Origin of the sequence: Pseudomonas sp., assembly GCF_049590575.1 — a bacterium.
In the GTDB taxonomy this organism is placed as follows: Bacteria; Pseudomonadota; Gammaproteobacteria; order Pseudomonadales; family Pseudomonadaceae; genus Aquipseudomonas.
In genome coordinates this window covers 12,363-30,212 of sequence record NZ_JBAWDE010000310.1, presented here as the reverse complement: position 1 = coordinate 30,212, position 17,850 = coordinate 12,363, and the positions used below count along the sequence as shown (strand labels likewise).

The window sequence follows — 17,850 nt, the reverse complement described above, 5'->3', positions numbered from 1 at the left end:
TGCTTTAAGCCTGTCTCGCTGGCGGCTTGCGCCGCACGTAAAGGGTTTTGTCGACCCGCGCCACCAGGGTGCCGGAGCCGTCATGAATCTCGACCTTGAGGTGGGGCAAGTATTTCTCGCCACTTTCGGTCTGGCGACGCACCTCATTTAGCAAGGCCTCGTCGATGGAAAATTCGGCGTACACCGGGCCTTTACCCGGCGAAATGAAATCGATGCTCGCAGCCTTGTCCCAAACGATGTAGTCGCGGCCCAGGTTCTCCATCAGCATCAGCATGTAGAACGGGTCGACCATCGAATACAGGCTGCCGCCGAACTGCGTACCGACGTAGTTGCGGTTGTACCAGCCCAGGCCCATGCGCACTTTGACGTGACGAAAATCGGCGCTCATGTGCCGCACGCTGATCCCCGCGCCCAGGTACGGCGGGTACAGGGTCATGACCCAGCGCAACAGCCGCGCCTTGCCGAGGCGCTCAATCAGCCACTTACGCATCGGGGCGTGTGCCCAGGCCCATGGCCTGACGGGCGAACCAGCGTTTGGCCGGCGGCAGCAGATCCAGGCCCAGCAGGCCCATGTTGCGGCCCAGGGCCACCAACGGCTGCGCACTGCCAAACAACCGCGTGACCTGGTCGGAGAAACCCACGGTCAATTTCTGATCCAGGCGCTGGCGTTCGCGGTAATTTTGCAGGGTCGCCAAGTCACCCGGCACCGCCGGCCCGGCCAGCAAGGCGTCAGCCAAGGCATTCGCGTCACGCAACGAGAGGTTGAAGCCCTGCCCCGCAATCGGGTGCAGGCTGTGGGCGGCATTGCCGAGGACGGCCAGGTGCGAGCGCACTTGCTCTTCAGCTTCGATCAACGTCAGCGGGTACAAGTGACGCACGCCGACCTGTTTCAGGGTACCCAGGCGGTAGCCGAACACGCCCTGCAATTCACTCAGGAAACTGCGTTCGTCGAGGTTGGCCAGGCGCTGGGCGTCCATGCCGATGCGGGTCCAGACCAGCGCGCAACGGTTGTCAGGCAGCGGCAACAAGGCCATCGGGCCTTCGTCGGTGAAGCGCTCGAAGGCTTCGCCGTTGTGCGCTTCGCTCGGGGTGATGTTGGCGATCAGCGCGCTCTGGTTGTACGGGCGGGTTTTCACGCCGATGCCCAATTGCTCACGCAAGCCGGAGCGGCCGCCATCGGCGAGCACGGCAAGGTCGCACTCCAGCACGGTTTCATCGTTGAGGGTCAGGCGATAGCCGTCGGGCAGCGGCTCCATGCGCGCGACTTCAGCAGGGCAGCGCCAGCTCACCACGTCCTTGTCCAGGCCCTGCCACAGGCATTGGCCCAGCCAGGCGTTTTCCACCACGTAACCGAGGGCCGGCACGCCCTCCTCCATGGCGGACAGGCGCGCCGTCGAGAAGCGCCCACGGTCCGACACGTGAATCTGCTTGATCGGCTCGGCGCGGCGGGCAATTTCCTGCCACACGCCCAGACGCTGGTAAATCTGCCGCGCCCCAAAAGACAGCGCTGACGAGCGCGCGTCGTAACTCGGCTGGTAACTGTCGCCCGGCGCAAACGGTTCGATCAGCACGATCTTCCAGCCCCGCGCCTTGGCCCCGGCCTGCAACGCCAACGCCAGGCTGGCGCCGACCAGGCCGCCGCCGATAATCGCCAGGTTGACCCGGCTCATCGGGCAGCCGCCATCAGGGCTTCGATCTCGGCCACGGTCTTGGGCACGCCGCCAGTCAGAATTTCACAGCCTTGCTTGGTCACCACCACGTCGTCCTCGATGCGTACGCCAATGCCACGCCATTTCTTCGCTACGGTCTGGTTGTCCGGCGAAATGTAGATGCCCGGTTCCACGGTCAGGGCCATGCCGACTTCCAGCACACGCCATTCGCCGCCCACCTTGTACTCGCCCACATCGTGCACATCCATGCCCAGCCAATGGCCGGCGCGGTGCATGTAAAACGCACGGTAGGCTTCGCTGGCGATCAGTTCGTCGACATCACCTTGCAGCAGCCCCAACTTCACCAGCCCGGCGGTGATGACTTGCACCGTCGCCTCATGGGCCTGGTTCCAATGTTTGTTCGGCGCGATCTCGGCAAACGCGGCTTCCTGGGAAGCCAGCACAATCTCGTAGATCGCCTTTTGCTCCGGCGAAAACTTGCCATTGACCGGCCAGGTGCGGGTGATGTCGCTGGCATAGCAGTCGATTTCGCAACCGGCGTCGATCAGCACCAGGTCGCCATCCTTGAGCACCGCGTCATTCTGCTGGTAATGCAGGATGCAGCTGTTACGCCCGGCGGCGACGATGGAACCGTAGGCGGGCATTTTCGCGCCACCCTTGCGGAATTCGTAATCCAGCTCGGCTTCCAGGCTGAACTCATGCAAACCGGCGCGGCTGGCCTGCATGGCCTTGACGTGGGCCGCGCAGGAGATTCGCGCGGCTTCGCGCATCACCTTCACCTCTGCCGCCGATTTATACAGGCGCATGTCGTGAAGCAAATGATCCAAGGCAACAAATTCATTCGGCGGTTGGGCGCCGAGGTGCGCTTTAGAGCGGATCACGTTGATCCACTCCATCACATGCCGGTCGAATTCGGCATTGCTGCCCATGGCCGAATACACCCGGTCGCGGCCTTCAATCAGGCCGGGCAGGATGTCGTCGATATCGGTGATGGGGAAAGCGTCGTCGGCACCAAAGTCACGAATTGCGCCTTCGGTGCCGGCGCGCAGGCCGTCCCACAGTTCGCGTTCGGCGTTGCGTTCGCGGCAGAACAGCACGTACTCGCCATGCTGGCGACCAGGCATCAGCACGATCACCGCTTCCGGTTCAGGGAAGCCGCTGAGGTACTGGAAATCGCTGTCCTGGCGGTACACGTGTTCCACATCGCGGTTGCGGATAGCCACGGCAGCGGCCGGCAAGATCGCGATGCTGTTGGGTTCCATCTGCGCCATGAGCGCCTTGCGGCGGCGGGTGTATTCCGCTTTGGGGATATGGATCATGGGCAGATGGGCTTCCTTTTTAGTGCAGCGACGGCTTTGGCGCAGCAGGTTCGGCGGACTTCTTGGTCTCGGTGAACAGCAGCAGCGGCGCAACGCGCAGGTATTCCATGACTTCCATGTAGTCGCCTTCGCCGTCCTCGGACTCTTCCAGGGCGTCTTGCACCTGGGAGATTGCCGCCAGGTCCTGCAGCACTTCCTTGGCGTCGATGCTCAGGTCGAGGCCGCCGGCGTTCACCCCAAAACCATGGAGGAAACCCTGGCACCATTGGCCCAGGGCGGCGGCGCGGTCGGCGAGCGGCGCGTCATCGGTCGGCAGCAGCAGGACCACGGTGACGTCATCACCGGTCAGCTCGCCCTTGACCATCTCTTGCAAGCCGATCAGCGCGTTACGCACGTTTTCGTTCGGCTCGGTTTCGAGCAGCTCGGCCACATCAGCCAGCCAGTTGTCGGCATCAAAGCCAACGCCGGTGCAGCTGCGGCCTAGTAACACGCCGTGCAGTTCGGCAGGCGAGCAAGGGTGGCCGCTGGTGCTCAGCAGTTTGGAAAAAGCGTCATACGGGGAGTTCTGATTAGGCATGGTGAGCTAGGCGCCAGACGGCGCAATGTCTAGAATGGAGCGCTGTATCCTAGCACCGGCAGACGTACCAAGACTATCAAGGGCGTCAGATCGTTTATCCTGCAGTTGCCATTCATCAGACAAATCCAGTGGAACCCAATGGAAGACACCGACCTGCAAGCGCTGATGGCCAGACTCGAATTGCTAATTACTCGGGTCGAGCAACTTAAGAGTCAAAACGGACTCCTATTAGCTCAGGAAAAGACCTGGCGCGAGGAACGCGCTCACCTCATTGAAAAAAACGAAATCGCCCGGCGTAAGGTCGAATCGATGATTTCGCGCCTGAAGGCCCTGGAGCAAGACTCATGAGTTCAAGCAATAGCGTCACCGTGCAGATTCTCGACAAAGAATATTCGATCATCTGCCCCCAGGAAGAGCGCAACAACCTGGTGAGCGCCGCCCGCTACCTGGATGGCAAGATGCGTGAAATCCGCAGCAGCGGCAAGGTGATCGGCGCCGACCGCATCGCCGTGATGGCCGCGCTGAATATTACCCACGACCTGCTGCATAAGCAGGAACGCCCTGACGTGCAGGCCAGCGGCTCGACACGCGAGCAGGTACGTGACCTGCTGGATCGTGTCGATCTGGTACTTTCCAGCGATTCAGACGCACCCAAGGGCTGATTGCCGAGTCTGTTTAAGGTATACTCGCCCCACTCCCTGGCGTGCTTGCCAGTCGGCGATGTCCCGGAGCCGATTCGCACTACCCTGGAAGTTGCACGTTGGGCTGGTGTGCATGTCCGCTAGACGGAAAGCCTTAAAGCCTACTGCTTCTTCCACCTTGAACTTTCGGGTTCAAGGGCTTAGTCGACAGCGGTTCTGTCGGGGAGCCTGAATTCCCAAACTCAATGCCAGTCCTCGGACTGGCATTGTTTTATGAGCCGAAACCATGACCGAACCTGCGCCGCTTTCTCGTCCGCAACTTCGACGCATGTTGCGCAACGCCCGCCGCGCCCTCACGCCGAGCGAGCAGCGCCAGGCCGCCCTCGGCCTGTATCGGCAACTGGCACAGCACCCGCTGTTTCGCCGGGCCAAACATATCTCTTTGTATCTACCAACGGACGGTGAAATCGATCCGCGCCTGCTGCTGCGTGAAGCACAGCGCCGGGGCAAGGCCACGTACCTACCGGTCCTCAGCGCCTGGCCACGGACCAAGATGGTGTTCCAACGCGTACGGCCCGGCGAAAAACTGCTGCCCAACCGTTTTCGGATTCTTGAGCCGCGGGTAAATATCAGCCGACAACGCAAGGTCTGGGCGCTGGACCTGGTGTTGCTGCCATTGGTGGGGTTTGATGAAACCGGGGGGCGCCTGGGCATGGGCGGCGGCTTCTATGACCGCAGCCTCGCGTACCTGGCTCGCCGCCAGTGCTGGCGCAAACCGACGCTATTGGGCCTGGCCCATGAATGTCAGAAAGTCGAACGATTGGTACAGGCGAGCTGGGATGTGCCGCTGGCTGGCACGGTCACTGACAAGAGATTGTATATCGCAGAGACGCCACTGGAGTCAGCGGCGCCTTGAAGAAGAGTTAACGCTTGAACGGTTGCGGTTGCTGCTGCGCCAGCTCAACGGGAGCATCGGTCTTGTTCGACCACAGGCTTTGCGCATATCCGGTGGTCACGACACCCAGACCAAACAAAATAACCAATATCCATAGTAAATCCGGTTTACGTTGCATCGATTGCCCCCCTCCAGGCACCTCGTACACGATGTTAACAACGTTCCACAGTAGTCCGTTGCAGCTGTGTCAAGCTTAAAACCCGCGCATTCTGCGGTAACGTGAACCAACACGCAAACCTTGGCGCCAACCGACTGTCGGTTTGTCATAAAATTGCCAGACAACTTTCCCACTGCCTATTTCAGGAGCCGAAAAATGGCCTATTGGCTGATGAAATCAGAGCCCGACGAACTCTCCATCAAGGGCCTGGAAGAGCTTGGCGAAGCCCGCTGGGACGGGGTGCGCAACTACCAGGCGCGCAACTTTCTCAGGACCATGGCCGTGGGCGATGAGTTTTTCTTCTACCACTCCAGTTGCCCCGAGCCCGGCATTGCCGGTATTGGCAAAATCGTCGCAGCGGCTTACCCGGACCCGACTGCGCTGGAGCCGGAAAGCCACTACTTCGACGCCAAAGCCAGCCCCGAGAAAAACCCCTGGAGCGCAATCAATGTGGCGCACGTGCAGACGTTTCCCAAGGTGCTGGGCCTGGGCTACCTGAAGCAGCAAACTGCCCTCGCCGAGTTGCCACTGGTGCAGAAGGGAAGCCGTCTCTCGGTGATGCCGGTCACGCCTGAGCAATGGGCCATGATCGTTAATCTGCTTTAACTGATCGACATCAACACCTCCACGCGGTAAACCGGTCACACTAGGACGCTAATGCCGCAGGATGCAGCCATGTCTAAGCCCCCTCATATGTCGCGCCTTTTCGCTTTCGCCCTGATCGCCCTGTTGCTGGGTGCCGGTGGCTTCGGTTACTGGCGTTCGACCCAGGACCGCCTGCCCGAAGGCCTGAGCATGGGCAACGGCCGCCTGGAATCCACTGAAGTGCAGATCGCCGCCAAGATCCCTGGGCGCCTGGCCGAAGTGCGCGTGGATGAAGGCGACAAGGTGCTCAAGGGCCAACTGCTGGCGCGCATGGACACCCGCACCCTGGAGGCCCAGCGCGCCCAGGCTGAAGCAGAAGTGCTGCGCGCCAGGGAAAATTTCGCCGCCGCCGAAGCCAATGTGCAGCTGCGCCAGAGCGAGCAATTGCTGGCCAACCAGGAGCTCAGGCGCACCCAGGAGCTGTACAAGCGCGGCTTCGCCAGCAGCCAGTTGATCGACCAACAGCAGGCCCGTCAGAACACCGGCAACGCCGCCGTGGTTGCCGCGCAAGCCCAGGTCAACTCGGTGAAAGCCGCGATTGGCGCGGCACAGGCCCAGGTCGCCCAGCTCACCAGCGAAATCGATGACAGCAGCCTGCGCGCGCCCATCGACGGGATTATCCAACTGCGCCTGGCCGAGCCCGGCGAAGTGCTTGGCGCGGGCGGGCGCGTACTGTTGCTGATTGATCCGAATGATCAGTACATGAACCTCTACCTCCCCGCCTCCGTCACCGGCCGCCTGACCGTCGGCAGCGACGCGCGAGTGCTCCTCGACGCCCTGCCCGAGCAACCGCTGCCGGCCAAAATCAGCTTTGTCGCGGCCAAATCCCAGTTCACCCCCAAGGAAGTGGAAACCCGTGACGAACGCCAGAAGCTGGTGTTCCGCGTCAAATTGCACCTGACCCAACCCAGCGCCGTGCCCCAGGCCAAGCCCGGCATGCCCGGCGCCGGTTACGTACGCACGGCTGATATCGACTGGCCGGCCAACCTGCAATGACCGGCCTGGCGCTGCACGCCACCGGCATCAACCATCGTTACGGCAAGCAACAGGCACTGCTCGACATTGCTTTCAGCCTGCCCGCCGGCACGCGCTGCGGGCTGATTGGCCCGGACGGCGCGGGCAAGTCGAGCCTGCTGGGCCTGATCGCCGGGGTCAAGAAACTGCAGGACGGCCAGCTGGAGGTGCTCGGTGGTTCCATCGCCGACCGCCGCCACCGCAACAGCCTCTACCCGCGTATCGCCTTTATGCCCCAGGGCTTGGGCGGCAACCTGTACCCCGAGCTGTCCATCAGCGAAAACATTCGTTTTTTTGCGACGCTGTTCGGCCTGTCGAAAGCCGATTGCGAGCAGCGCATGCACAATCTGTTGCTGGCCACTGACCTCGCGCGCTTTGCCGAACGCCCGGCGGGCAAACTGTCTGGCGGGATGAAACAGAAACTCGGCCTGTGCTGTGCACTGATCCACGACCCGGACCTGTTGATCCTCGACGAACCCACCACCGGCGTCGACCCGCTGTCGCGCCGGCGCTTCTGGGAGCTGGTCGAAACCGTACGCAGCGAACGCCCGCAACTGACATTGCTGGTGGCCACGGCCTACATGGAAGAAGCCGAGCAATTCGAACACTGCCTGATGCTCGACCGTGGCAGATTGATCGCCGACGGCCTGAGCCGCGAACTGGCGGCAGCCACACCCAGCGGCAAACTGGACGAGGCCTTCACCCACTTCCAGGGCGACAGCGCCCACAACAACAAGCCGCTGGTCATTCCACCGCGCGAAGGCGCCATTACGGATATCGCCATCGAAGCCCACGATCTGACCCTGCGTTTTGGCGATTTCACCGCCGTGAACAAGGTCAGCTTTGCGATTGGTCGCGGCGAGATCTTCGGCTTCCTCGGCTCCAACGGCTGCGGCAAGACCACCACCATGAAGGTCCTCACCGGGCTGATGCCGGCCACCGAGGGCAGTGCCACGTTGCTGGGCAACCCGGTGAACGCCAAGGACTTGGCCACCCGCAAGCGCGTGGGTTTCATGTCGCAAAGCTTCTCGCTGTACGGCGAGCTGAGCGTGCGCCAGAACCTGGTGCTGCACGCGCAACTGTTCGACTTGCCCAAGGCGGCAAGCGGCCCGCGCATCGACGAACTGATCCAGCGCTTCGACCTCGATGAAGTGGCCGAGCAACCCTCTGGCGAGCTGCCCCTCGGCTTGCGCCAGCGCTTGTCATTGGCGGTGGCGGTGCTGCATCGCCCGGAGGTGCTGATCCTCGATGAGCCGACCTCGGGCGTCGACCCGGCAGCGCGGGATGACTTCTGGCGGCTGCTGATCGAACTGTCTCGCGAGCAAGGCGTGACGATCTTCCTGTCCACCCACTTTATGAACGAAGCCCAACGCTGCGACCGCATCTCCTTGATGCACGCCGGCAAGGTGCTGGCGTGCGACACGCCGGACGCGTTGCAACAGCAGTTCCACGGCGACACCCTCGAAGCCGCGTTCGTCACCTGCCTGGAGCAGGCCCAGGGCGAAACCGAACCCACAGCGCGCGCCAAAACCGTCAGCGAAACCAACCCGCCGCCTGTCAGCAAGCGCGGCTTCAGCCTGTCGCGCCTGTTGGCCGTGGCCAGCCGTGAAGGCAAGGAGCTGTTACGTGACAAGGTGCGCATGGCCTTCGCCCTGCTCGGTGCGATGTTCATGATGGTGATCTTTGGCTACGGCATTTCCCTGGATGTGGAAAACCTCGCCTTTGCCGTCTACGACCAGGACCAGACCCCGCAAAGCCGCGCCTACCTGGAAGCGTTCCGCAGTTCGCGCTATTTCGCCGAGCAACCGAGCATCCGTGACGCGAGCGAATTGCAACGGCGCCTGCAACGCTCGGAAATAAAACTCGCCCTGGAGATCCCGCCAGGCTTTGGTCGCGACCTCTATGCCGGCCGCCAACCCACCGTGGCCGCCTGGCTCGACGGTGGCATGCCGTTTCGCGCAGAAACCAGCCGTAACTATGTGGAGGCGGTGCACCAGGGCAATCTTGCGCAGCTGGCCGAACTGAGCAGCCTGCCCCGCAGCAACCAGGCCGCCGCCAAGCTCGAAACCCGTTTTCGCTACAACCAGGACGTGGTCAGCGTGAATGCCATCGGCCCAGGCGTGATGGCGCTGATCCTGGCGTTTATCCCTGCCATGCTTACCGCCCTGGGCATCGTGCGCGAGAAAGAACTGGGCTCGATCACCAATTTCTACGCCACGCCATTGACCCGCCTGGAGTTCCTGCTCGGCAAACAGGCGCCCTATCTGGCTGTGAGCCTGGTCAACCTGGCGCTGCTGGTGGCGATGAATCGCTGGCTGTTCGGCGTGCCGTTCAAAGGCAGCGGCCTGACCCTGGCGTTCGGCGGCCTGCTCTACGTGCTGGCCACCACCAGCATGGGCTTGCTGATTTCCGCCTTCACCCGCACCCAGATCGCGGCGATCCTCGGCACCATGATCATCACCAGCCTGCCGACCATCCAGTTCTCCGGGCTGATCGTGCCGCGCTCGTCCCTGGAAGGCGCAGCCGCTTTGATGGGCATGCTGTTCCCGGCCGGGCACTTTCTGGACATCGCCGTGGGCACCTTCACCAAAGCCCTGGACCTGCGCCAGCTGTGGCCGCAATGCCTGGCGCTGTTCGGCTTCTTCGTCGGGTTTACCGGGCTGAGCCTGGTGATGCTCAAAAAGCAGGAGGCCTGATGCACAAGCTCGCCCATATCCTGCGCCTGGGTCTCAAGGAACTCACCAGCCTGCGCCACGACAGCGTGTTGCTGCTGTTTCTGTTCTACGCCTTCACCGTGGCCATCTACATGCCCGCTGCCGGTTCGGTGATTGGCGTGCACAACGCCAGCGTGGCGTTTGTCGATGAAGACCACAGCGCACTGTCGCGGCAGCTGGCCGAAGCGCTGCAGCCTCCCGAATTCCAGGCACCTGCGCCGCTGGCCTACGACCAATTGGACAAGGTCATGGACAGCGGCGAATACACCTTCGTGATCAATGTGCCGGCGAACTTCCAGGCTGACCTGTTGGCCGGTCGCCAGCCGGGCGTGCAGGTGAATGTCGACGCCACGGCGATGAGCCAGGCGTTCATGGGCGCAGGCTACATCGGGCGGATCTTCCAGCGCGAGCTGCTGACCTACAGCGGGCAAACCGACGCTGCGGCCCAGGCGCCAGCCCTGCTCACGACCCGCGCGCTGTTCAACACCAACCTCGAAGGCGGCTGGTTCCTGGCGGTGATCCAGATCGTCAACAACATCACCATCCTCGCCATCGTGCTGACCGGCACCGCGCTATTGCGCGAACGCGAGCACGGCACCCTCGACCACTTGCTGGTGCTGCCGCTGACCGCACTGGAAATCATGCTGGCGAAAATCTGGAGCAACATGCTGGTGGTGGTGCTGTGTACCTGGCTGTCGCTGGAGGTGGTGGTCAAGGGGTTGCTCGGCGTGCCACTGGCTGGATCGCTGAGTTTGTTTCTGTTCGTGACGGCGCTCTACCTGTTTGCCAGCACCGCGCTGGGAATCTTCCTCGCCACCCTCGCCCGTTCGACGCCGCAGTTCGGCTTGCTGGCGATCCCGGTGATCATCCCGATGCTGCTGCTTTCCGGCGGCAGCACGCCGCTCGACAGCATGCCCGAATGGTTGCAGTGGGTGATGCAGGCTTCGCCGTCGACACACTTTGTGAGTTTGAGCGCGGCGATTCTGTTTCGCGATGCGGGGGTGAGCGTGGTGTGGCCGGATTTGCTGGCGCTGGCGGCAATCGGCTTGCTGTTTTTTGCGGTGGCGTTGGCGCGGTTCAGGAAGAGTTTGGCTTCCTGAACCGCCGGCCAGGCGGATTACTGAATGATCAGGTTGTTGAACAGCAGGTCTTCCACCACCGGCTTGCCGGTTTCGGTATTCATCACTTGCTGGGTTTGCTTCAGGGCTTCCTGGCGCAGTTTTTCCTTGCCTTCAACGGTGCTCATGGTCTCGTTGGTCTGTTGGGTGAACAACGCCACCAGCTGGTTACGGATCAATGCGTCGTTGGCTTTGACCGCTGCGGCGGCCTCGGTCCCGGTCACGCGCAGGGCGATGTCGGCCTTGTACACCTTGAGTTTCGCCGTACCGTCCAGGCCGTAGTTGCCCACGAACGGCGGCGTCAGGCTGATATAGCTGACCTTCGGCGCCTCGCCTTCTTTGGCCTCTTCGGCCTGGGCTGCCATCGGCAAGGTCAGGGCCAGCATCAACATAATCCACGCTTTCACAGTTCATTCCTCACATTCGGTTGCCGGGTAGCATAACGCTAGCAAGGCTGAGCACAAGCTTATGGCGGCTTATCAGGCCCGGGCATGCTCGTTGACCCGCGGGCGTACCCTCCTACACTTATCGGCCACGACGCCAAAAGGAATAGTCCGATGAAAGCTGTGCTGTGCAAAGCCTTCGGCCCCGCCGAAACCCTGGTGCTGGAAGAGATCGCAAGCCCTGTGATCAAGAAGAACGAAATCCTGCTGGACGTGCACGCCGCCGGGGTGAATTTCCCGGACACCCTGATAATTGAGGGCAAGTACCAGTTCAAGCCGCCTTTTCCGTTCTCGCCGGGTGGTGAAGCGGCGGGCGTGGTCAGCGAGGTGGGAGAAAAGGTCAGCCACTTGAAAGTCGGTGACCGGGTCATGGCGCTTACCGGTTGGGGCAGCTTTGCCGAGCAGGTCGCGGTGCCGGGCTATAACGTGCTGCCGATTCCGCCGAGCATGGACTTCAATATTGCCGCCGCCTTCAGCATGACCTACGGCACCTCAATGCACGCGTTGAAGCAGCGCGCCAACCTGCAACCCGGCGAAACCCTGTTGGTGCTCGGCGCCTCCGGTGGCGTGGGCCTGGCCGCCGTGGAAATCGGCAAAGCCATGGGCGCACGGGTGATCGCTGCCGCCAGCAGCGCCGACAAACTGGCCGTGGCCAAGGCGGCCGGCGCCGATGAGCTGATCAATTACAGCGAAGCCAGCCTGAAAGACGAGATCAAGCGCCTGACCGACGGCAACGGCGCCGATGTGATTTACGACCCGGTGGGTGGCGACCTGTTTGACCAGGCCGTGCGCGCCATCGCCTGGAATGGCCGCTTGCTGGTGGTGGGTTTTGCCAGCGGGCGCATCCCGGAACTGCCGGTGAACCTGGCGCTGCTCAAGGGTGCGGCGGTGGTCGGGGTGTTCTGGGGCTCGTTCGCCCAGCGCCAGCCGCAGGACAATGCGGCGAACTTCCAGCAACTGTTCACCTGGTACGGTGAGGGCAAGCTCAAGCCATTGGTGTCGCAAGTGTATCCGCTGGAACAGACCGCCCAGGCGATCAATGACCTTGGCCAGCGCAAGGCTGTCGGCAAGGTCGTCGTCCAAACCCGATAACCGACTTGAAATGCAATCAACTGTGGAAGGGGGCTTGCCCCCTCCCACAGTTGATTGCCTGCGTCGATAACGACCCACACTTATCCATTTACGACATGTTCATAAGGGAACATGCGATTGCTCTCATTTCCTGTGTTTGCAGATAAGAGGCGATGCTATTTTCGGTAACGAAACTGTAACATTCGCATCCGCAGTCAAAACAAGAAATTTGGAGCTCTTGAATGTTTGCTTTCTTTCGTCCTGCCGCACACCAGGCGCCCCTGCCTGAAGAAAAAATAGACAGCACTTACCGACGCCTGCGCTGGCAGATTTTCGCCGGTATTTTCTTCGGATACGCCGGCTACTACCTGCTGCGCAAAAACTTCTCCCTGGCCATGCCTTACTTGATCGACGAGGGTTACACCCGCGGCGAACTGGGCCTGGCCATGTCGGCGATCGCGATTGCCTACGGCCTGTCCAAGTTCCTGATGGGCCTGGTGTCCGACCGCTCCAACCCGCGGTACTTCCTGCCCTTCGGCCTGCTGGTGTCGGCGGGCGTGATGTTCATTTTCGGTTTCGCACCTTGGGCAACGTCCAGCGTGACCATGATGTTCATTTTGCTGTTCATCAACGGCTGGGCCCAGGGCATGGGCTGGCCGCCAAGTGGACGGACCATGGTCCACTGGTGGTCGCAGAAAGAACGCGGCGGCGTGGTGTCAGTGTGGAACGTGGCGCACAACGTCGGCGGCGGCCTGATCGGCCCGCTGTTCCTGTTGGGCATGGCCTGGTTCAACGACTGGCACGCGGCGTTCTATGTGCCTGCGACGGTGGCCCTGGCAGTGGCGGCGTTTGCCTTCATTACCATGCGCGATACCCCGCAATCGGTAGGCCTGCCGCCGATCGAGCAATACAAGAACGACTACCCGGAAGGCTACGACGCCAGCCACGAAGACGAATTCAGCGCCAAGGAAATCTTCGTCAAATACGTACTGCGCAACAAAATGCTGTGGTACATCGCGTTTGCCAACGTGTTCGTCTACCTGTTGCGCTACGGCGTACTGGACTGGGCACCGACCTACCTCAAGGAAGCCAAGCACTTCACGGTCGACAAGTCGTCCTGGGCGTACTTCTTCTACGAGTGGGCAGGCATCCCTGGCACGCTGCTGTGCGGCTGGATGTCGGACAAAATCTTCCGTGGCAACCGTGGCCTGACCGGCATCGTGTTCATGGCGCTGGTAACCGTGGCGACTCTGGTTTACTGGCTCAACCCGCCAGGCAACCCGATGGTCGACATGATCGCGCTGTTCTCGATCGGCTTCCTGATCTATGGCCCGGTCATGCTGATCGGCCTGCAGGCACTGGAACTGGCGCCGAAGAAAGCCGCCGGTACGGCTGCGGGTTTCACCGGCCTGTTCGGTTACCTGGGCGGTTCGGTGGCAGCCAGCGCGGCCATGGGCTACACCGTGGACCATTTCGGCTGGGACGGCGGTTTCGTGCTGCTGATCGGCGCGTGCCTGCTGGCCATCGCGTTCCTGATCCCAACGCTGTGGCACACCAACAGCGTCAGCTCGGCGCGTTAATCGCCTGAGCAATCCTTTGCACACCGCTTGAGCCGCGCCTCCAGATTCTTGTCTGGCATGGCGTGGCTACGCAGGGCGTTGACGGTCTGCTCGACATAATCGCGAGTAGTGCCGTAACGCCCGCAAGCGCTCTGCAACACGTGGTTCAGTATGACGTCGGGCAAATTCCCGGCGTAGCTGGGCAAGTGCCGCTCCAATACAAACCCCAGCGCCTGCACCTGACTGCCATCTTCCAGGCGGCAGCTGAGCCAGTGCGGGCGGTATGAGGGGTAAGGCATCTCGCGCTGCCACAACGCGTAGAGCGAGGCTTCCAGTTGGTCTTCCGGCAAGCGGTAGGCAAACCCGCTGCAGGAACCGCCCCGATCCAACCCGAACACCAGCCCCGGCAATTCCGGCGTACCCCGGTGCTCGTGGGACCACAAGTAAAGCCCCCGGTGATAACCATGCACCCGGGCGCGCACGCGCTCGGTCGACGAGCATTCAGGTCGCCAGATCAGTGAACCATAAGCAAATAGCCAGACCGGCCCACCCTTGTGCCGACCCATGGTGGCCTGCATCGAGCTCATTAACTGTTCGTGAGTGAGTTGCGGCCCAAGATCGAGCTGCGGAGGGTAAGCCAATTGCAAAAGATCGGATTCAATGGCGGTCATGGCGAATAACGGTGCGCCTCCTGTGTGTTACCAGTTGTAAGCAACTTTACCGTAATAAGACAGCGCCGCTGTAACCGTACGGCGAAAAAGTGCTTTGGCGAAGAGGGTTTTGGCGGCCAATTACAAGGGATTGGCCACGTCGGTAGTCCCCCTTGCTTATAGCCTAATGAGATTCGGCCTACAGAAGTAATACCTTAAATGCATAAGCATAGGCGTCCATAGCTTCAGCGCAGGTTCAGGCCCCGCAGAACGCTAGCCGCCAAACTGTAGAAGTTTAGCGACCCCCATTAGCCGCTCATTCAAACGACTATGAGGTCGATCCATGAAACATCTTTTCCTAGGCGTGCTGCTTCTCGCGCAAGCCGCCAACGGCCTGGCCGCTGAGACGGCCACTCAAGACGACAAAGGCTTCTGGTACGCACAGACCAGCCTGTACACACGGCATTTCTCACCCGACCCACAACACAACAACAATCAGGCCCTGCTCAACCTTGAGCGCAACGAAGCATCAGGGCTGGTGTATGGCGGGGCGACCTTTCGCAACTCGTTCAGCCAGCGCTCGTATTACGTCTACGCCGGCAAGCGCTTCGATATTGGCGACTCGCCGTTCTACATGAAGGTCACCGCGGGCGCGCTCCAGGGCTATCGCGGCAAGTACCGCGACAAGATCCCGCTCAACCGGTATGGCGTCGCACCGGCCATCATCCCATCGGTAGGGGTGCACTTCGGCCCGGTGGCCGGTGAGTTGGTATTGCTCGGGTTCAATGCGGCGATGCTGACTGCCGGCATACGCTTTTAAGGGCGAGGCGCGTAGGCGAACACGTCGGCACGCATCTGGTGCGCATCCATGCCGGCGTCCACCAGCGCGTCCAGGGTGCCGTAGATCATCGCCGGTGAACCGCTGGCGTAGACGTGCACGCCCTTGAGGTCGGCAATGTCTTCGCACACTGCCTCATGCAACAGCCCGCAACGCCCTTCCCAGCCGCACAGGTCGCTGACGACTTTGTGCAGGAAAAGGTTGGGCAGTTGCAACCATTGGTCCCAGTGCTCGATCTCGTAGAAGTCTTCCGGGCGACGCACGCCCCAGTACAGGTGCACCGGGTGCTTGAAGCCGGAAGCGCGGCAGTGCTCGATCAGGCTGTGCATCTGCGCCATGCCGGTGCCGGCGGCGATCAACACCAGCGGGCCATCCGGCAGTTCGGCCAGGTGGGTGTCGCCAAATGGCAGCTCCACACGCGCCATCTGGTTGCGCTGCAGTTGCTCGAGCAGGCTGCGCGCGCTGTCTTCGCGGACCAGCACATGCAATTCCAACTCACGCCCGGCGTGGGGCGCCGAGGCCAGGGAGAACGCGGATTTCTCGCCGTTCTCCCGCTCGATCATCAGGTATTGCCCAGCGTGGTAGCGCACCGCTTTGCCGGCCGGAGCCCGCAAGCGCACGCGCCACACATCGCCACCGACTTCCACGCATTCACTCAATTGGCACGACAACTTGCGCAACGGCAACTCTCCCGGCGCCAGCACGCCATCCCACAACACAACGCAATCTTCCAGCGGCTCGGCGATGCAGGTGTAGAACTCACCATGGTCGCGCACTTCACCGGCTTGCTGGACCCGGCCTTCCACCAGCAAGGCGGCGCACACGTGGCACACCCCATTGCGACACGCCTGAGGGCACTCATAGCCCAGGCGGCGCGCGCCTTCGAGGATTCGCTCGCCAGGGGCCAGCTTCAGCACTGCGCCGGAAGGTTGCAGGGTTACACGCATCAATCTATTCCCAATTCTTTCCAGATCGCATCGACACGCGCTGTCACCGCTTCATCCTTGACGATCACCCGGCCCCACTCGCGGGTGGTCTCACCCGGCCATTTGTGGGTGGCATCCAGGCCCATCTTCGAACCCAGGCCCGACACCGGCGACGCGAAGTCGAGGTAGTCGATCGGCGTGTTGTCGATCATCACCGTGTCGCGCTTGGGGTCCATGCGCGTGGTGATGGCCCAGATCACGTCATTCCAGTCCCGGGCATTGATGTCGTCATCGGTGACGATAACGAACTTGGTGTACATGAACTGTCGCAAAAACGACCATACACCCAGCATGACGCGCTTGGCATGGCCCGGGTACGACTTCTTCATGGTCACGATGGCCATGCGGTACGAGCAGCCTTCCGGCGGCAGGTAAAAGTCAGTGATTTCCGGGAATTGCTTCTGCAGGATCGGCACGAACACTTCGTTCAGCGCCACACCCAGAATCGCCGGCTCATCCGGTGGCCGGCCAGTGTAGGTGCTGTGGTAGATCGGCTTGATCCGGTGGGTAATGCGCTCGACGGTGAACACCGGGAAGCTATCGACTTCGTTGTAGTAACCGGTGTGGTCGCCATATGGCCCTTCATCCGCCATTTCGCCGGGGTGAATCACGCCTTCGAGGATGATTTCGGCGGTGGCCGGCACTTGCAGATCGTTGCCGCGGCACTTCACCAGTTCGGTGCGGTTGCCACGCAGCAGGCCGGCGAAGGCGTATTCGGACAGGCTGTCCGGTACCGGGGTCACGGCACCGAGGATGGTCGCCGGGTCAGCGCCGAGGGCCACGGACACCGGGAACGGCTTGCCGGGGTGTTTTTCGCACCACTCACGGAAATCCAGGGCGCCGCCTCGGTGGCTCAACCAACGCATGATCACCTTGTTGCGGCCGATCACTTGCTGGCGGTAAATGCCGAGGTTCTGGCGGTCCTTGTTCGGGCCTTTGGTGACGGTCAGGCCCCAGGTGATCAGCGGCCCCACGTCGCCGGGCCAGCAGGTCTGCACCGGGAGCATGCCGAGGTCGACGTCATCGCCTTCGATGACCACTTCCTGGCACACCGCGTCCTTGACCACTTTGGGGGCCATGGCAATGATCTTGCGGAAGATCGGCAGCTTCGACCACGCATCCTTCAGACCCTTGGGCGGCTCGGGCTCCTTGAGGAACGCCAGCAGCTTGCCGATTTCGCGCAGCTCGCTGACCGACTCGGCGCCCATGCCAAAGGCCACACGGTCGGGGGTGCCGAACAGGTTGCCGAGCACCGGGATGTCGAAACCGGTCGGGTTCTCGAACAGCAGCGCCGGACCCTTGTTGCGCAGGGTACGGTCGCAAATCTCAGTCATTTCCAGCACCGGGGAAATCGGCATCTGGATACGTTTCAACTCTCCGCGCTGCTCAAGTTGCTGCACGAAATCCCGAAGATCCTTGAATTTCATTAACCATGCCACCCGTAAAATAGGCGTACATCCTACCTGCTCTGAACGCGGCTGGCAGCCTTATCG

The 17,850-nt window shown here is 61.7% G+C and carries 19 protein-coding genes and 1 other RNA gene; 11 read left to right on the top strand and 9 right to left on the bottom strand.

What is annotated here, in order from left to right; genetic code table 11:
• Positions 1-4: 4 nt before the first annotated feature.
• From WBR57_RS21760 to WBR57_RS21745, 4 genes are read right to left on the bottom strand one after another with little or no spacing between them, the layout of a single operon-like run.
• The gene (locus WBR57_RS21760) at positions 5-490 is read right to left on the bottom strand and encodes a DUF4442 domain-containing protein (RefSeq protein ID WP_424086496.1); all 486 of its coding nucleotides are present in this window, start codon (positions 488-490) and stop codon (positions 5-7) included.
• Positions 483-1,670, bottom strand: coding sequence for a 2-octaprenyl-6-methoxyphenyl hydroxylase (gene ubiH / locus WBR57_RS21755; protein WP_424086494.1), 1,188 nt, complete (start codon positions 1,668-1,670; stop codon positions 483-485). The genes WBR57_RS21760 and ubiH overlap by 8 nt, the downstream gene beginning before the upstream one ends.
• A complete protein-coding gene (pepP, locus tag WBR57_RS21750) occupies positions 1,667-2,989 on the bottom strand; it encodes a Xaa-Pro aminopeptidase (RefSeq protein WP_424086493.1) in 1,323 nt (440 codons plus the stop codon). The genes ubiH and pepP overlap by 4 nt, the downstream gene beginning before the upstream one ends.
• Before the next feature lie 19 nt (positions 2,990-3,008).
• A complete protein-coding gene (locus WBR57_RS21745; RefSeq protein ID WP_424086491.1) occupies positions 3,009-3,566 on the bottom strand; it encodes a YecA family protein in 558 nt (185 codons plus the stop codon).
• A gap of 138 nt (positions 3,567-3,704) precedes the next feature.
• On the opposite strand from WBR57_RS21745, the gene WBR57_RS21740 reads away from it, so the two are divergent.
• The 4 genes from WBR57_RS21740 (at position 3,705) to WBR57_RS21725 (ending at position 5,123) form a co-directional block, all read left to right on the top strand.
• Complete coding sequence (locus WBR57_RS21740) at positions 3,705-3,914, top strand: TIGR02449 family protein (protein ID WP_007982902.1); 210 nt, start codon at positions 3,705-3,707, stop codon at positions 3,912-3,914.
• A complete protein-coding gene (locus tag WBR57_RS21735; RefSeq protein WP_105697237.1) occupies positions 3,911-4,228 on the top strand; it encodes a cell division protein ZapA in 318 nt (105 codons plus the stop codon). The genes WBR57_RS21740 and WBR57_RS21735 overlap by 4 nt, the downstream gene beginning before the upstream one ends.
• Before the next feature lie 30 nt (positions 4,229-4,258).
• Positions 4,259-4,437, top strand: a non-coding RNA gene (gene ssrS / locus WBR57_RS21730) — 6S RNA.
• 56 nt (positions 4,438-4,493) lie between these two features.
• Positions 4,494-5,123, top strand: a complete 630-nt coding sequence (locus WBR57_RS21725) for a 5-formyltetrahydrofolate cyclo-ligase (RefSeq protein ID WP_424086487.1) — start codon at positions 4,494-4,496, stop codon at positions 5,121-5,123.
• Positions 5,124-5,130: 7 nt separating this feature from the next.
• Here WBR57_RS21725 and WBR57_RS21720 read toward each other — a convergent pair whose 3' ends face one another.
• Positions 5,131-5,280 carry a hypothetical protein gene (locus WBR57_RS21720; RefSeq protein WP_010207387.1) on the bottom strand — a complete coding sequence of 50 codons (150 nt, stop codon included), beginning with the start codon at positions 5,278-5,280 and terminating at the stop codon, positions 5,131-5,133.
• A gap of 195 nt (positions 5,281-5,475) precedes the next feature.
• On the opposite strand from WBR57_RS21720, the gene WBR57_RS21715 reads away from it, so the two are divergent.
• From WBR57_RS21715 to WBR57_RS21700, 4 genes are read left to right on the top strand one after another with little or no spacing between them, the layout of a single operon-like run.
• The gene (locus WBR57_RS21715) at positions 5,476-5,925 is read left to right on the top strand and encodes an EVE domain-containing protein (RefSeq protein WP_424086484.1); all 450 of its coding nucleotides are present in this window, start codon (positions 5,476-5,478) and stop codon (positions 5,923-5,925) included.
• A 51-nt stretch (positions 5,926-5,976) separates the two neighbouring features.
• On the top strand, positions 5,977-6,960 hold the full coding sequence (locus WBR57_RS21710) for an HlyD family secretion protein (protein WP_424086483.1): 984 nt from the start codon (positions 5,977-5,979) through the stop codon (positions 6,958-6,960).
• Positions 6,957-9,674 carry a ribosome-associated ATPase/putative transporter RbbA gene (gene rbbA, locus WBR57_RS21705; protein WP_424086481.1) on the top strand — a complete coding sequence of 906 codons (2,718 nt, stop codon included), beginning with the start codon at positions 6,957-6,959 and terminating at the stop codon, positions 9,672-9,674. The genes WBR57_RS21710 and rbbA overlap by 4 nt, the downstream gene beginning before the upstream one ends.
• Complete coding sequence (locus WBR57_RS21700; RefSeq protein WP_424086479.1) at positions 9,674-10,792, top strand: ABC transporter permease; 1,119 nt, start codon at positions 9,674-9,676, stop codon at positions 10,790-10,792. The genes rbbA and WBR57_RS21700 overlap by 1 nt, the downstream gene beginning before the upstream one ends.
• Positions 10,793-10,809: 17 nt before the next feature.
• Here the strand turns inward: WBR57_RS21700 and WBR57_RS21695 are convergent, their stop codons facing one another.
• Positions 10,810-11,217, bottom strand: a complete 408-nt coding sequence (locus WBR57_RS21695) for a flagellar basal body-associated protein FliL (RefSeq protein ID WP_424086477.1) — start codon at positions 11,215-11,217, stop codon at positions 10,810-10,812.
• 150 nt (positions 11,218-11,367) lie between these two features.
• Between WBR57_RS21695 and WBR57_RS21690 the strand changes: the two genes are divergently transcribed.
• Both WBR57_RS21690 and glpT read left to right on the top strand, forming a co-directional pair.
• Entirely contained in the window at positions 11,368-12,345 is a 978-nt protein-coding gene (locus tag WBR57_RS21690) for an NADPH:quinone oxidoreductase family protein (protein ID WP_424086475.1), read from the top strand.
• A 221-nt stretch (positions 12,346-12,566) separates the two neighbouring features.
• Positions 12,567-13,904, top strand: a complete 1,338-nt coding sequence (gene glpT / locus WBR57_RS21685; protein ID WP_065926651.1) for a glycerol-3-phosphate transporter — start codon at positions 12,567-12,569, stop codon at positions 13,902-13,904.
• On the opposite strand, the gene WBR57_RS21680 is transcribed toward glpT, so the two are convergent.
• Positions 13,901-14,554: a gamma-glutamylcyclotransferase gene (locus WBR57_RS21680; protein ID WP_122541951.1), complete on the bottom strand. Its 654-nt coding sequence runs from the start codon at positions 14,552-14,554 to the stop codon at positions 13,901-13,903. The two genes, glpT and WBR57_RS21680, sit on opposite strands and share 4 nt — an antisense overlap.
• 322 nt (positions 14,555-14,876) lie before the next feature.
• On the opposite strand from WBR57_RS21680, the gene WBR57_RS21675 reads away from it, so the two are divergent.
• Positions 14,877-15,353, top strand: a complete 477-nt coding sequence (locus WBR57_RS21675) for a sn-glycerol-3-phosphate transporter (protein ID WP_424086472.1) — start codon at positions 14,877-14,879, stop codon at positions 15,351-15,353.
• On the opposite strand, the gene WBR57_RS21670 is transcribed toward WBR57_RS21675, so the two are convergent.
• Both WBR57_RS21670 and ubiD read right to left on the bottom strand, forming a co-directional pair.
• Complete coding sequence (locus WBR57_RS21670) at positions 15,350-16,318, bottom strand: CDP-6-deoxy-delta-3,4-glucoseen reductase (RefSeq protein ID WP_424086470.1); 969 nt, start codon at positions 16,316-16,318, stop codon at positions 15,350-15,352. The genes WBR57_RS21675 and WBR57_RS21670 overlap by 4 nt on opposite strands.
• Entirely contained in the window at positions 16,318-17,784 is a 1,467-nt protein-coding gene (gene ubiD, locus WBR57_RS21665; RefSeq protein WP_122541948.1) for a 4-hydroxy-3-polyprenylbenzoate decarboxylase, read from the bottom strand. Before ubiD ends, WBR57_RS21670 begins: the two co-directional genes overlap by 1 nt.
• Between the last annotated feature and the right edge of the window lie 66 nt (positions 17,785-17,850).